General features: G+C 70.1%; 10 protein-coding genes. 5 read left to right on the forward strand and 5 right to left on the reverse strand.

Annotated elements, in window-relative coordinates; all coding sequences use genetic code 11:
* Position 1: 1 nt before the first annotated feature.
* Positions 2–2,422, forward strand: a complete 2,421-nt coding sequence (locus tag K8612_RS03080; RefSeq protein WP_223761206.1) for a hypothetical protein — start codon at positions 2–4, stop codon at positions 2,420–2,422.
* Between the two features lie 56 nt (positions 2,423–2,478).
* Positions 2,479–6,372 carry a hypothetical protein gene (locus K8612_RS03085; RefSeq protein ID WP_223761207.1) on the forward strand — a complete coding sequence of 1,298 codons (3,894 nt, stop codon included), beginning with the start codon at positions 2,479–2,481 and terminating at the stop codon, positions 6,370–6,372.
* A gap of 507 nt (positions 6,373–6,879) precedes the next feature.
* On the opposite strand, the gene K8612_RS03090 is transcribed toward K8612_RS03085, so the two are convergent.
* From K8612_RS03090 to K8612_RS03110, 5 genes are all read right to left on the reverse strand, one after another.
* Positions 6,880–8,034 carry a glycosyltransferase gene (locus K8612_RS03090; RefSeq protein ID WP_223742209.1) on the reverse strand — a complete coding sequence of 385 codons (1,155 nt, stop codon included), beginning with the start codon at positions 8,032–8,034 and terminating at the stop codon, positions 6,880–6,882.
* Positions 8,024–9,307, reverse strand: coding sequence for an O-antigen ligase (locus K8612_RS03095; protein ID WP_223742299.1), 1,284 nt, complete (start codon positions 9,305–9,307; stop codon positions 8,024–8,026). Before K8612_RS03095 ends, K8612_RS03090 begins: the two co-directional genes overlap by 11 nt.
* Positions 9,308–9,524: 217 nt before the next feature.
* On the reverse strand, positions 9,525–11,186 hold the full coding sequence (locus K8612_RS03100; RefSeq protein WP_223761208.1) for a DUF6178 family protein: 1,662 nt from the start codon (positions 11,184–11,186) through the stop codon (positions 9,525–9,527).
* A 39-nt stretch (positions 11,187–11,225) separates the two neighbouring features.
* Positions 11,226–11,846 carry a ribosome biogenesis GTP-binding protein YihA/YsxC gene (gene yihA, locus K8612_RS03105; RefSeq protein ID WP_223742211.1) on the reverse strand — a complete coding sequence of 207 codons (621 nt, stop codon included), beginning with the start codon at positions 11,844–11,846 and terminating at the stop codon, positions 11,226–11,228.
* An 11-nt stretch (positions 11,847–11,857) separates the two neighbouring features.
* Positions 11,858–12,367: a cytochrome c family protein gene (locus tag K8612_RS03110; protein WP_223742212.1), complete on the reverse strand. Its 510-nt coding sequence runs from the start codon at positions 12,365–12,367 to the stop codon at positions 11,858–11,860.
* A 135-nt stretch (positions 12,368–12,502) separates the two neighbouring features.
* Between K8612_RS03110 and K8612_RS03115 the strand changes: the two genes are divergently transcribed.
* Genes K8612_RS03115 through K8612_RS03125 form a run of 3 tightly spaced genes read left to right on the forward strand, consistent with a single transcriptional unit; the run spans position 12,503 to position 14,777 of the window.
* Positions 12,503–12,985, forward strand: a complete 483-nt coding sequence (locus tag K8612_RS03115; protein WP_223742213.1) for a hypothetical protein — start codon at positions 12,503–12,505, stop codon at positions 12,983–12,985.
* A gap of 2 nt (positions 12,986–12,987) precedes the next feature.
* Positions 12,988–13,584 carry a dephospho-CoA kinase gene (coaE, locus tag K8612_RS03120; RefSeq protein WP_223742214.1) on the forward strand — a complete coding sequence of 199 codons (597 nt, stop codon included), beginning with the start codon at positions 12,988–12,990 and terminating at the stop codon, positions 13,582–13,584.
* A gap of 23 nt (positions 13,585–13,607) precedes the next feature.
* Positions 13,608–14,777 carry an SDR family oxidoreductase gene (locus K8612_RS03125; protein ID WP_223761209.1) on the forward strand — a complete coding sequence of 390 codons (1,170 nt, stop codon included), beginning with the start codon at positions 13,608–13,610 and terminating at the stop codon, positions 14,775–14,777.
* Positions 14,778–14,884 lie beyond the last annotated feature (107 nt).

The raw sequence follows: 14,884 nt of genomic DNA on the forward strand, positions 1-14,884 counted from the left end.
CATGCACACCACCCCCAAAGCCTCGCCGCGCAACGCCACCCGGCTGATGGCCACGACGTCCACCGCCACCAACTCCACCCTCGCGGATCAGGTCACCGCGCTCTTCGCGGCCCAGCCCGTCTCCGGCGACAACCCGGTGGGCAAGGCGGCGCGCTCGGCGCTGGTGGGGCGCCTGCAGGGGGCCACGCCGGGCCGGCACTCCGAGCCCTATTGGATGCCCTCCGGCCAGACCTTCCTGCAGCTCTTCTTCCCCAACTACCGCGCCGACCCCAACCAGGGCGCGGTGACGACGGCCACCGGCCTGAACGACTCCTGGTGGTCCAGCTTCGCGGTCGTGACGCTCTGCCAGGCGATGTACAACATCACCTCGAACCTGCGTCCCCAGCTCAAGCAGCCGGACATCAACAACCAGGTCTCGGCCAGCAACGCGACGCTCCAGCCGAAGCTGAACGCGCTGTACAGCCAACTGCTGCGCACGACGCCCAACGCCGTCGCGACCGCGCTCGCCGCCATCCCCCAGGGCCAGTGGTCGCAGGCGGCCTCCCTCTACTCCAGCTACCTCAGCAACCCGGCGTGGATCTCGGCGAAGGTGGCGCAGGCGGCGAGCCACCAGTGGACCGACCAGACGTGGGAGCTGTTCCACCACTGGCTCAAGCTCCAGTTGCTCGGCATGTCGAACGCCAGCATCGACGCGCTGATCAACCAGCTCATCGCGGCCCAGCTCCCGGTGCCCGCCTCCGTGTCCGCGGGCCGGTGGGAGGCGTACCTGCCGTGGATGAGCCCGCTGTCGCTCGACTGGAACGACCTCAAGGGGCCGGCCACGCCCGGCATCCTCGCCCAGGTGTGCATGACCACGCCGGGGGCCATGTGGCCGTCGTGCATGAACGAGGAGAACTCGTTCGAGTTCACCGCCGACGGCCAGCCCGGCAACCGGTGGCGGGCGCCGCCGGGAGGGAGCTGCTTCCTCGCGGGCGCCAAGGTGCTGATGGCGGACGGCAGCATGAAGAACATCGAGCAGGTCCACCCGGGCGACCAGGTGCGCACGCGCTCCGGTTCCGCCCAGGTGCTCGCCACGCCCACGCTCGTGCTCCAGAACGAGGAGGTCTACGGCTTCAACAACCTGGGGTTCCGCTTCACCGGCACGCACCCGTTCCTCACGCTGAACGCCGCCAGCGGCCAGGGCGCGCAGCTCGCGTGCGTCCAGCCGGTGGACCTGATGAACACCGTGCCCACGCTGTCGGCGCTCGGCATCGCCACGCTGGAGCCGGGCTGCCCGCCGCTGATGGGCTGGTCCGGGGATGCCCCCACGCCCCTGCCGGTGACCTCGCTCCAGGCCCAGCCCTGCACCGGCGCCACGACCATCCACGACCTGGTGGTGGACTTCGACCACCAGGGCCTGTCCGAGTACATCGTGGGCGACGGCACCACGATGTGCGTCGTATCGAGCGAGGTGCCCCTCTTCGGCGTCGCCCCGCTCGCCGCCTCGGCGCTCTCGTCCGTGATGTCCGGCTCGTGGAGCACCGTGCAGCGGACGCTCCAGGCCGTGCCCGCGGACCAATGGGAGGAGGTCCTGTACCAGGGGCTCTTCACCGTCTCGACCTACCTGCTGCCGGACGCCATCCGCGCCATCCAGGGCAACGCGCCGCCCCCGCCCATGGCCGCGGCCCCGCCCGCGGCGATGCGGGAGATGGCGCGCGGGATGGCGAGCGCCATGACGGCGAAGACGGCCGCCGGGACGCCCACGTACGACAACGCGCAGGGGGCCTACTTCGCGGCCCTCACCTCCATCTTCGGCGATGAAATCAACGACGCCATCAACCTGGGCTGGCGCAGCTTCACGCCCATCGGTGACCTGGACGCGACGATGCTGGCGGTGTCGGTCCTCTCGCTCGAGCTGCTCGCGGACGACGCCATCCCCGCCAGCGAGTCGCTCACGCTGGAGGCCCAACTGGGCCGCGGCGCGGCCGCGGTGACGCGCACGCTCCCGCCCTTCGGCCCGCTGTCGAGCGCCAGCTACGCCCAGCAGTTCGACCAGGTCCTCTATTTCGACAACTGGCGCCCGTCCGAGCCCGGGACGGGCGTGGACACCTGGACCCTCACCTTCAAGCTGCGGCGGCAGGACGGCAGCGCCCTGCCCCTGCGGGGCGTGACGCCGCTCTCCGCGCTCTTCGAGGCCGGCTACCGCCTCTGCTCCGCCGCGGTGTTCACGCCCGAGGGCGCCATCGTCGGGCAGGTGCAGTTCGACGTGCGCCCGCTGGTGCCGCAGCTCATGGTGACGGAGGGCCAGGCCCGCTCCGCCTGGGGCGCGAGCCAGGCCTCCTCATTCGCCCAGCAGCTCGGGACGACGATGGGCGCGCTGCTGGCCCAGCGCTTCCCGGCGGCGGTGCAGCCCTACGTGCCGCCGAACGCCCCTCCCCCCTGAAACCCCACCGCCACAGCCAGGCGCTTCACCCCAACCCCATGACTGGAGTCAGCCCCATGCGTGCTTCGCATCCGACGTTCGCCGTGCCCCAGGCCGTCTCTCCCAAGGTGGCCTCGACGCTGCACCGGTTCCGCCACCACGCCCTCATCGACGCGGTGCACGGAAGCGCCCGCACCTACCACGTCACCGTCAAGAACGGGCGCTCGCTCCAGCCCGCCCCGAAGGGGACGCCCACCACCCTCTCCGTCGTGCTGGGGGGACGCCGCCGCGACCGCCCGACCGCGCTCTACCTGGACCGCCTCCCGGTCGCCGCGCAGCACTTCCAGTGGGACCCGCACCGCGGCCTGCTCACCTGGAACTTCCGCCGCGAGGACGGCACGCACAGCGGCCGGCTCGTGTTCCAGCACGGCGGGCACGGCTTCGTCGGGAGCATCGAGACCGCGGGCAACCGGGTCGGCGTGGAGGCCACGCTCGCCCCGGTGAGCTACGACTGCGCGGTGGCCCTCGACACCGGCGCCACGGTGACGGGCACGCCGCCCGCGCTCCAGCTCCACTGGAACCCCCAGGACCCGCGCTGGCAGGCGGCCACCTGGGTGCAGGACGCGCTCCAGTTCACCTGGCAGGTGACGGGCACCGTCATCGTGGGCCAGGAGACCTACAACATCGCCACGTCGTTCAATGACTTGCAGACGCAGACGCAGTGGACGCCGGCCACCAGCTCCATGGGCACCGTGCTCAGCAGCAACCTGGTCTTCAACATGGCGCTCAACTCGGGCGTCTCGCCCGGCGCGGACAACCGGTCCACCCTGAGCGACCCGAGCGCGCGCGCCATCCCCACCGTCTTCCCGTACCAGATGGCCTTCGCGGTGACGGACGAGGGCTCCACCCTCACCGGCGCCATGCTGACGGTCAATGACAGCCAGGCGGGCACGACGCTCGGCCTGCAGGGGCTGGTGGTGAACCCGTCCGTCGTCGGCCTCTATACGCTCAATGGCGCGGGTTCGCCCATCGCGGTGCACGGCGGGCGCCTCTACGTGCAGGACGAGGAGGTCCCCACCTCGCGGCTGCGGGGCTCGACCCTGCACTTCGAGGGGCTGACCCAGCAGCAGCAGCGGCTCACCGGCCTGCCCGAATCCGGCACCATCCACTTCTCCCAGGACGGCCACTCCGCCTGGATGCCCGGCCAGCCCCGCGGCGGCCGGCGCGTGCAGGCCACGGAGCTCACCGCGCCCGCCCACCGGACCGCGTTCGCCGCCCACCCCGTCACCGCGGTGGCCTCCAGCGCCGTGGTCAACACGCAGCTCAACCTGACGACGCTCGCGAACATGACCCAGTTCGCGTTCTCCAACAACGTCTGGGCGGACGTGGTGCAGCAGGCCACGATGAGTGATTTCAACCAGGTGATGATGTATTACCTGCCGTCAAACCTCCGGCAGACGTACTTCGGGACCGGGCAGCCGGTGCTTCCGTCCTGGCTGCAGACCGTCGCGAGCATGGGGACCAATCCCAGCCAGTGGTACCAGTCGCTCGCCACCGCCTACCTCACCAACGTCCTCTCCACGTTCAACGAGGACGGCGCGGACCAGCTCAACGCCCTGCGCGCGCAGAACTGGCTGAAGACCCAGACCGCCGCCAGCCCCGTGTTCCAGGTGCAGTCCACGGCGATGTACTCGCACGAGTGGTCCAACCAGCCGCAGAACGCGGCGCTGCCGCAATACCTGGCAGACCAGCAGCAGAACCGGTCCACCTACAATCAATACATCCTCGCGGACCAGCAGAAGTGGCTGGCGGAGCTGCGGGCCACCATCATCGACCCGTCCGCGCTGACGACGATGACGAACATCGTCAACACCCTGGTCACCACCGCGGTGAACAACGGCCTCTACTGGGCATACACGTTCTTCCGTTACATCAGCAGCCCCCAGGAGCTGACCATCATCGAGATGATGAGCCTGGGACAGGCGGCGGACCTGGACGGCTCGGCCTTCATGCGGCAATGCCAGACCAACGTCGCCCTGCTGTCCCTGCTGGACCCCAGCAACGTCTTCTCCCAGCAGTACATCAGCGTCATCCAGACGTTCCAGATCGGGAACATGCTCCCCGAACTGTTCGACTACTCGGCCAACCCGGACGACTACGTGTATGACGTCCAGCAGGTCATGGCGCAGATCGCCGTGCAGTACGGAAACAGCTCGGACCCGCAGGTGCAGCAGGCGGCGCAGGAGGCCGCGAAGCTCGCCGCTGACACGCAGTTGGCCGAGTACATCGCCACCATGCAGGCGGCGGCGGTCGGCAAGGTGGGCATCTACGGCTGGGAACAGATCGCGCCGCTGATGGCGGAGTCCGTGACCGGGAAGGTTGGCACGCTGGGAGCGAACCTGCTCTGCATGGGGCTGGGCGCCGTGGGGGTGATGGGCATCGTCTACGGGGCGCTCGGCTGGAGCGAGCTGTCCCCCACGCAGAGGACGGCGCTGGTCAGCAACGCGGCGTCGTTCGCCATCCAGGCCACCAGCAGCATCCTCAAGCGCGGGGTGGCGCTCGAGGCGGTGTGGGACACCGACGCGACGCTCTGGGACAACATCCGGCCGCTCTTCTCCAGCGACCTGATGTCGCAGGCCGACGCGCGGCTCCAGAGCGGCTTCCAGAAGTGGCTGGTGAACGACGGCAGCATCGAGGAGTACCCCTCCGAGATGTTCGGCACCCTGTTCTCGGAGACGGCCGAGGAGGACAGCTCGCTCGTCACGAAGGTCTTCGGCAAGAACCTGGACGAGTTCGTCGCCACCCGGCTGGGGGCGGCGTTCGCGATCATCAACCTCGTCACCGGCATCCTCATCGCGCTCCATGCGCAGTCATCGCTGGAGGCCGCGGGAGACTGGCTGCTCGTGGCCGCCAGCGGGCTGGACCTGCTCGCCACCGCGGGCAGTTGGGCGCTCGGCGCGGCCGGCATCGAGGCCATCGGCGGGCTCGCGGTGACGACCCTCTGCTCGGTGCTGAGCATCCTGGGCATCATGGCCGCGGTGGCCGGGGTGGTCATCCTGCTCTACCTGGCCCTCAGGCCGCACCTGAACCCGGTCCAGCAGTTCGGACAGGACTACGCCAAGCCGGCCGGGTTCTTCATGCAATACAAGACGGAGATCGACTACTTCAACGGGTACGTGCAGCAAGGCGAGCCGCAGCGGCTGGGATTGACGCTCTCCATCCCCAACGGCAATGGGGCGGTGTTGAAGGTGGGCGCGAACGGGGCGCTCGGCTCCCTGGCGTCGAATGACTACAGCTACGACACCGTGTTCTTCGCCAGCACCAACGGGACGGGACAGACGGTGATCAACGCGCTGGTCGGCGGCGCGTCGGGCTCGCCCACGCTGATGGCGCTCACCGCCAACAGCGACAACAGCGTGTCCTTCAAGGCTCCGCTCGCGTCGACCGACTCGAACTACGGCACCCAGCTCTGGAGCGTCGTGCTCAAGGCGAGCCCCGCCCGGGACGGCCAGTTCTTCTCGTCCGGGTCGTTCTCCATCCAGCGCTACGGCACCTCCGGGCAATGGCTCTCATGGAATGGCCAGACGGCGGTGATCTCGGCGTCCGGAGGCACCTGGACGGTGACGCAGGTCCCCATGGTGCCGGCGGGCCTCACCATGGGCGACATCATGCTGTACACGTTCTCGCAGGGGCAGGTGTTCAACCCGGTGCTGACGCAGCCGGGGAGCCAGCCCAAGACGTGGTCCATCACGCCGGTGCTGCCCTCCTGGCTGGTGCTCGACACCTCGACGGGGGCCATCAGCGAGCCGCCGAACGCGCCGTCCACGCTGCCGCTCACGCCCGCGACGCGGTACACGCTGTCCGTCAGCAACGGCGTGGGCAACGCCCAGGCGGTGACCACCTCATTCACGGTGCAGGTGGTGGAGTTCGGCACCGACTCGCTCGCCGCGCCGCTCCTGGCCAGCGCGTGAGCGGAGAGGGGCTCCGGCCCGATTCGATGGCGTAGAAAAAAGAGAGCGCTCGCCGGCACCTTGGAGTTTTACCGGCGAGCGCCCCGGGCCGCGTGCCGACTGGCAGGGCCTCGTAAAGTCGCGGCGGATGTAGAGCGGCCCTGGGGCCTGTCCACGCCACCTTCATGTTTCCTGCCGTCCGCCCCGCGTCCCGTGTCCCGGGCCCCGCGCTCGGCGTCCGCTTCCTTCAAAACCCCTGCGTACCCGCGGTGATTCCTGCACCCGCCTGATCCGCCACACCCAGGGTGAGCACGCTTGCCGCTTCCGGCAACGCCCGAGGCGCCATTACCACGCCTCGCCCACCAATCTCCACGAAAATCGAGCTATTCCCATCTATAACCTGCGCACACGCAGGGCGTCATGGGAAAGCCGCCTCCCCATCCCTACGAACGCGCCCGCCCCCAATTGCTGAGGACGGGCGTGGATTATCCGCACCGGTCTGACATTTCCCGGCCCTGGAGGGCGGTTTCAGCCCGGAGGCAGTCCTGCCACCTGGCGGTACAGCGCGTCATGCCGGGCCACCATCTTCTCCAGGGACAGCTCGCGGGCGACGAAGCCCCGGGCGGCCTTGCCGAGCTTCCGGGCCTCCTGGGGGTTGGCCAGCAGCCGGCGGAAGGCCTGGGCCAACTGGGCGGGCCGCTCCGGCTCCACCACCAGGCCCCGCTCGCCGTCCCGGATGAGATCCGGATTGCCGCCCACGCGGGTCACCACCATGGGCAGCCCCGCCGCCATGCCCTCCATCACCGCGTTGGACATGCCCTCCGCCGTGGAGCACAGGACGCCGAAGGTGGCCTGGCCGTAGAGGGCCGGCACGTCCGTGCGGTGCTTGAGGAAGTGCACCCCGTCCGCCACCCCCAGCTCGTGCGCCATCTTCTCCAGCCCCGGCCGGCGAGGCCCGTCCCCCACGAACCACGCGTTCAGCTTCGTCCCCTCATGACGCAGCATGGCAAGCGCGAGCAGCACGTCCTCCTGCCGCTTCACGGGGTGGTTCATGTTGGCCACGTGGATGACCGTGGGCACGCCGCCGGTGTCGGGCAGCGCGTCCTTGAGCCCCTCCGCCGCCCTCGCGTCGAAGCGCTGGAGGTCCAGGCCGTTGTGGATGACGGAGATGCGTGACTCGGGCAGCCCCTCCTCGTGGATGAGAAGCTGGCGGATGGCCTCCGCGTTGGCGATGACGTGATCCGCCATGCGCGTCATCCGCGCGTGCAGCAGGCGGCGGGCCTTGCCCTGCCAGTGGGACAGGTCCAACCGGCCGACGATGACCTTCGCGCCCGCGAGCTTCGCGGCCGGCACCGCGAGGATGCTGGAGTAGAAGTCATGCACGTGCACCAGTTGGACCCGGTGCTGCTTGAGCCAGCGGGCCATCCGGTGGATCTGCACGAGCGTGTTGGGCTGCACGAGCGAGCCCTTGAGGGAGAACACCTCCGGCGCGTGCCCCAGCTTCCAGACCGACCCCATCAAGGGCCCGGCGTCCTCCAACACCGACACCTGCAACCGGTAGCTGGAGGGCAGGCCTCGCAGCAGCTCCAGCACCTGCACTTCGGTGCCGCCAATGTGGAACGACCGGGTGAACTGCACCAGGCGAAGGGGCTCCTGCCCCATCCGCGCATCCTCACGCCGCATGCCCAGACCCCTCCCACGTGGCCACCGGCGCCGTCGTCATCGCCGGTTGCCTCCCCACCGCCAGGGCTCGCTCCCGTGCCTGCGCGATGCGGTGCGCGCTCGCGGCCAGGCCGAAGAGCACGTAGCAGTGCGCGGACAGGATGTAGCCCGAGAACAAGTCACACACGAGGTAGCCCGCAACCGACGCCAGTAAGGCGCGTGCCAGCCACCCCATCTCCGGGTCCGCCGACGCGGCCGCGGCCCCGCCCACGGCTCCCCCCGAGAACACCAGGAAGCACAGGAGGCCAATCCACCCGAGCTCGCCGATGACGTCGAGGAAGATGTTGTGCGCCACGTAGGCGCGGTGCGCCTCCGGCGGCGCGTACTGGAACCAGGCGTAGCGGAAGCCGCCCGCGCCCACGCCGAGCAGCGGCTTGTCCAGGCTCATGCGGCTGGCCACCTGCCACGCGTAGACGCGGCCCATGGCGGACGCGTCCTCGTGGAACGCCGCCACCGTCTCGTTGCGCTGCCAGAAGCTCTTGGGCGCGAACACCGCCAGGCCCGCGACGAACACCGTGCCCAGCACGATGGCCTGCATGCGGCGCTTCTCACGGATGGCCCACATGGCCATCGCCACGGACAGGCCGATGAAGCCGCCGCGCGAGTGCGACAGCACGATGGCGATGACCGCCAGCACGGCGGACACCGCGCACAGCAGGCGGAACACCCACGGGGTGCTCTTGCGCGCGAGGAACGCCACCGCGAGCGGCACCACCAGCACCATGTTCATGGCCATGTGGTTGGGGTCCGCGTACACGCCGACCCAGCGCGAGCGGAAGCCCTCCACCATGTTCTCGCCGACGATGTACCAGTTGATGACGCCAATGGACGTCACGATGGCGCCCAGCACCATGGCGCCGGCCACCACCGCCAGCCGCTTGGGCGTGGTGATGACGTTGACGAGCGTCAGGTAGATGGCCGTGAGCTTCAAGAGCTCCACGCCCTGGAAGCGCGTCACCTCCGGGTTCACGCTCCACGCCACCGAGCAGAACGCCAGCGACGAGAACGCCAGCAGCGCGATGCCCCGCGCGCCGTCGAAGAAGAGGGGCTCCGCCTTGCCGATGCGGCGCATCACCATCAGGCCCGCGCCGAGCCCCGAGGTCAGCAGCGCGAGCCGCAGCGGCTCCAGCGCGGGGATCCACTCACCCGGCACCGCGTACATCACCGCCGCGAACCCCGCGAGCATGTAGAAAGCCAGTACGTCGCGACGCTGCTCCACCGCGCCCGGTCCCATGTACGCCACCCCTTCGCTGTCGGTCGCTCGTCCCGTCACACGCGTGCCCCTGGCCCTCGTGGATTTCCGTTGGCCGCGTGCGAACCACGGTTCGCACACAGCTAGCGGGCGAGGGGCAAAGCAGCGCGCGTGCCAGAAGATGGCAACGCGGGAGGCCTGTATCTTCGGGCGGTTGCGAGCCCGCCCCCGACCGGCGGGCCGGGCAAGGCTGAAAAAGCTACGGGACCGGGGCGCTCTCCATCGGTAGCACCGCGGAGGCGATCAGATCCAGGCGCCCCTCGCGCAGCCACGCCGGGCCCAGCTCCAAGAGCAGGCGCGCCAGCGTGACGTTCACCACCCGACGCAGCTCTTCACGCGCGGCCTCCGGCACCTCGGGCGACAGCGCCGCCACCGCGCGCTCCGCCGCGCTCACGCGCAGGCGAGGCGCCTCCGGGGTGCCTTCGAACAGGCGCTGGCCCAGCTCCACCGTGCGCCCCAGCGGCACGGGCCGCACGTCCACGCGCTCCTCCAGCACGGCCATGCCCACCACGGCCGCCCACAGCCGCTCCACGCCCAGCACGTCCAGCGACACGCCGAAGCGCGCCAGCACGGTGTGCGCCGCGTCCTCGGAGCCGCCCAGGAGCGCGCCCAGCGCCGCCACCTGTGCCTCCGCCCGCGCGAGCAGTCCTTCCGAGGCGGCCACCTCCCGCAGCGAACGGAACGGGACGGCTTCCGCGCCCGGGACGCGCAGCGCCCGCCGGGGGCGCTTGCGCCGCAGGGCCTCCAGCGCGGCGGCCTCCTCCGGGAGCACCAGCGGCACGTCGTCCAGCTTCACGAAGGGCGCCTTGAAGAGGCGGTCCGCGCGGTACTTGAGCTGGAGCGTCAGCGTGAAGCCCACCTGGAAGACGCGGCGCAGGGGCGTGTCCCGCAGCGCCTCCGGCGCCTTCGCGGGGTCGCCGCCCGTCAGGTGCTCCAGGCCCAGCGACAGGTAGTCGCGCACCCACTCGCCCACGCGGCGCACGGCCTCCAGGTCGCCCGGGTCGCCCAGCTCCGCGACGAGCACCGCGTTGGCCACCTCCCGCAGCTCGTCCTCCGCGTTCATCCGCTCCACGTCGGACAGGTCCCGGAAGGCCGCCTCCAGGTAGTCCACGTGGCCGCCCGTGGCGGTGAGCGCGGGCGTCCCGGGCCCGGTGGGACGCGGCGGCACGTCCACGCGGCTGAAGAGCGCGAGCGCGTCCTCCAGCGACGGGAAGCCCAGGTCGGCCAGGCGCGCGCGGCGGAACTGGAACGCGGTCTCCTCCAGCTCGGAGGGAATCTCCCAGCGCACCGCTTCGAAGAGGCGCACCGCCTCGAAGGGGTTCTCCGCGATGAGATCGTTGAGGAGCGCGCGCATGGCGGACATCTCCACGCCCTCCACCTTCAGCTCCACCAGGTAGCGGCCCTCCGGGGTCTCCAGCGTCACGCCCTGCGGGTTGACGTCCGGGTTCTCCTCCAGGTCGTGGACGACGGTGAACTCCTTGAGGAGCGTCTCCACCACCTCCAGATCCACCGCGTGCACCTTGCGCAGGAAGTCCTCCTGCTCGTCGCCGCGCGCGGCGCGCAGCCAGGTGAGGACGGCGTGCGGGTCCAGCTTGTCCTTCGCCCAGCCGCCCAGGTCCACGAAGGTGCGGAACTGCGCGGGCGACGCGAGCTGCACGAGCTCCGTCGTGTCCGCCAGCCCCACCTCCTGGATGGTGACGTAGAGGTCCTCCGCGGGCAGCGAGCGCACCAGCGCGGCCGTGTCCTCCGCGTCATAGAGCGCCGCCACCCGCTGGCGCGGGGACAGGCGCATCAACCGCTGACGCTCCTCGCGGGGAGCGAGGGGCGAAACACCACCGTTCGTCTTGCCGTTCTGGGACACGGCGGGGGTGCTACCACAGCGCGCCCGCCCCCGGCAGCCTCAGACGCGGGTGGCCTTGCCGAAGGTGTCCAGCAGCGTGCCCCACACCTCCTCCACGCCCAGCTTCTCCGTGGAGGAGAACGGGATGACCGCCTCGCGGGGCAGTTCCAACTGCTCCGCCAGCTTGTGCAGCCGGGGCTTGCGCTGCGCCTTCGTCAGCCGGTCCACCTTGGTGGCCACCACGAGGATGCGGCGGTTGTGCTCCTGGAGGTAGTCCAGCGTCTGCAGGTCCTCCGGCGAGGGCCCCACCTCCGCGTCGATGATGCTCACCACCACCTCCAACCGGTGCCGGTTCTTGAGGTAGGTGGTGATCATCTCCTGCCACTGGGCCTTGTCCGCCTTGCTCGCCCTGGCGAAGCCGTAGCCGGGCAGGTCCGCCAGGCGCACCGTGTGGCGCACGCCGTCGCGGTCCAGGTCCACGTCGAAGAAGTTGAGCGTCCGGGTGCGCCCCGGCGTGTTGGACACGCGCACCAGCTTCCGCCGGTTCGTCAGGGCGTTGATCATGGACGACTTGCCGACGTTGGAGCGGCCGACGAAGGCCACCTCCGCGGCGTGGTCCGTGGGCAGCCCCTTGAGCTCCACGGCGGTGGTGACGAAGCGGGAGTCGAGGATCTTGATCAAGCGGGGGTCACTTACTTCTTCGCCGTGGCCGGAGCCGGCGTGGAGGGGGCCGCGTCCGCGCGGGTCTGCTTGCGGGCGCGTTCGGCGGACCAGTGGTCGATGGCCTTCAGCGCTTCCTTGAAGTCGAACGGGCGCAGGGACGGCGAGGACGCGTCATGGCAGGTGCGGCACTGCTTCTCCGACGGGTCCACCAGACCCACCAGCCGCGCCAGCTCCGGGTCCTTCATCACGTAGGACGGCGAGTAGTACTGCCCGCCGCCGTGGCACGTCTCGCAGGTGACGGCCGAAAGCTGCTGCTCCGCCTGGTCCGGCGCGTGGCAGGACAGGCAGCGCGCGTCCTTCTTCTGGCTGTCCGCCAGCGTCTCCGTCGCACGGGCGTGCTTGGACTTCATCCACGCGTCGTATGCCTCCGGGTGGCAACCCTTGCAGCTATCGGGGCCCGTGAAGTCCGCGGCGCCGGCGAGGCCGCCACCGAGGGCGAGCAGGAGGGCGGAAAAGACCCGGAAGGCACGAGGAGACATGCCTTGTGCACGTAGCAGAGGCCCCTGGAGGGGGCAAGGCGTCTCGTTCGTGATTGAATACCGGGTGGACAGGCGCGTGGCTTGAGGTAACGGACCTTGAGGCGCGCCTGCCTGATCCGCTAGGGAGGAGTCGAGATGCGGACCCCCGTGATTGCCGTCCTGTGCGCCGTCGCCGTCCTTGCCTTCTGCCTGCCCGCCTCCGCCAAGCCGTGGCAGGGCATCGAGCCCGGGTCCTCCAAGAAGGAGGACGTGGTGAAGAAGTTCGGGGAGCCGTCCCGGACCATGAGCCAGGACGGCAAGGAGATCCTGGCCTACTTCTCCAAGGAGGCCATCAAGGGCACCACCCAGGCCCAGTTCAAGGTGGACCCGGCCACCCAGTTGGTGGAGCGCATCGACGTGTTCCCCGGGCCCGTCATCGAGAAGGACACCATCGAGAACAGCTACGGCCCCGCCTGCCCGGCCGGCGCCATGCCCGCCACGCCCTGCTACCTGCGCAAGCTGACGGACGACTTCCGCACCTACTTCCTCTACGTGAAGCTGGGCGTGGCCATCTTCTTCAACGAGGACGGCAAGACGGTGCAGTCCTTCGTCTTCACCACGCCCAAGGCCGCGAAGTAGCCGTGCACGTCTTCGGCCTGACGGGCGGCATCGCCTCCGGCAAGAGCACGGTGAGCCGGATGCTGCGGGAGCTGGGCGCGCGCGTGCTGGACGCGGACGTGCTCGCCCGCGAGGTGGTGGAGCCCGGCACGCCCGGCCTGAGGCGCATCGACGAGCGCTTCCCCGGCGTGGTGGGCCCGGACGGCCGCCTGGACCGGGTGAAGCTGGGCGCGCACATCTTCGCGGACCCCGGGGAGCGGGCCGCCCTCAACGCCATCGTGCACCCGGAGGTGCGCGCCCTCTTCCTCCAGAAGCTCCAGGCGCTGGAGGCCGAAGGCGTCACCCACGCCGTGTACGACGTGCCGCTGCTCATCGAAACGGGCCTGCACCAGGCGATGGAGGGCGTGGCCGTGGTGTGGGTGCCCCGGGACGTGCAGAAGGCGCGGCTGATGGCGCGCGACGGGCTCTCCGCGGACCAGGCGGAGGCGCGGCTCGGGGCGCAGATGCCGCTGGACGACAAGCGCGCCCACGCGACGTGGGTCATCGACAACAGCGGCGCGCCGGAGGCCACCCGTCCACAGGTGGAAGCGGTGTGGCGGGCGATGCTCGCGCACGGCTGACGGGCGGTTATGCTGCGCCGCGCATGAGCGAGACGTCGAAGACGCGGCAGGTCCCTGGCACCTACTTCATCACCGGCTACCCGGGCTTCATCGGCAAGCGGCTGGTGGAGCACATCGCGCGGGAGGACCCGAAAGGGCACATCTACGCGCTCGTGCAGCCCAAGGCCTTCAAGGAGGCACAGGCGCTCGCGGCGAAGGTGAAGGGCGCGCGCGTGGAGCTGCTCACCGGTGACGCGGTGGACATGCACCTGGGCCTGTCCGGCGAGGAGTACCAGCGCCTGTGCGAGCGGGTGACGGACATCTTCCACCTGGCCGCCGTCTCCCAGTTGGGCGTGCCCAAGGAGACCGCGTGGCGCGTGAACGTGGACGGCACGCGCAACCTGCTGGAGCTGGCGCGAGACTGCGAGAACCTCTCCCGCTTCAACCACTTCTCCACCTGCTACGTGTCCGGCGACCGCGTGGGCGTCATCGCCGAGGACGAGCTGGACCGGGGCCAGTCCTTCCGCAACGCCTACGAGGAGACGAAGTTCCAGGCGGAGCGGCTGGTGCAGCGCGCCTCCGCCACCCTCCCCGTCACCATCTTCCGCCCGTCCAGCGTGGTGGGCGACTCGCGCACGGGGGAGATCGACCGCTTCGAGGGCCCCTACTACCTGGGCATCCTGCTCGTCACGTCCCCGCTGGTGGTGCCGCTGCCCCTGCCGGGCAACGGCGTGGCGCCGCTCAACGTCGTCCCGGTGGACTTCGTGGTGGAGGCGGTGTGGCGGCTGTCGCGCGATGAAAGGGCGAAGGGGCGCACCTTCCACCTGGTGGACCCCAACCCCATGAGCGCGCGGCGCGTGTACGAGCTCATCGCGGAGAAGGCCCACAAGCGGCTGCCGCGCTTCAACCTGTCCGCGCGCGCCGCGGACGTGATGCTGCGGCTGCCCGTGCTGGAGAAGCTGGCCCGGCCCCAGCGCGCCGCCATCAGCTACGTGAACCACCTGGCCATCTACAACTGCCACAACACGCTGGAGCTGCTCGACGGCACCGGCGTGCGCTGCCCGCCGCTGTCGACGTACCTGGATCAGCTCGTCGCCTACGTGCGCGAACAGTACAAGCAGCGCAAGGAGGGCGCGGAGGTCGAGGACCCGCTGGACCACGGCCCACTGCCCTCTTCGGAGGAAGGCGCGCCGGCGCCGCGCTCGCGCCGCTGAACAGGGTTTCCGCCCGCACGCAAGGTGCGGCGCGGCACCTGTGTCATGGCCACGCATGCCTGGTCGCTACGGCTTATTCCAGACTGACAATTGTTACTGGGTTGCTA

It is taken from the genome of Corallococcus sp. AS-1-6 (assembly GCF_020037015.1).
In the GTDB taxonomy this organism is placed as follows: Bacteria; Myxococcota; Myxococcia; order Myxococcales; family Myxococcaceae; genus Corallococcus.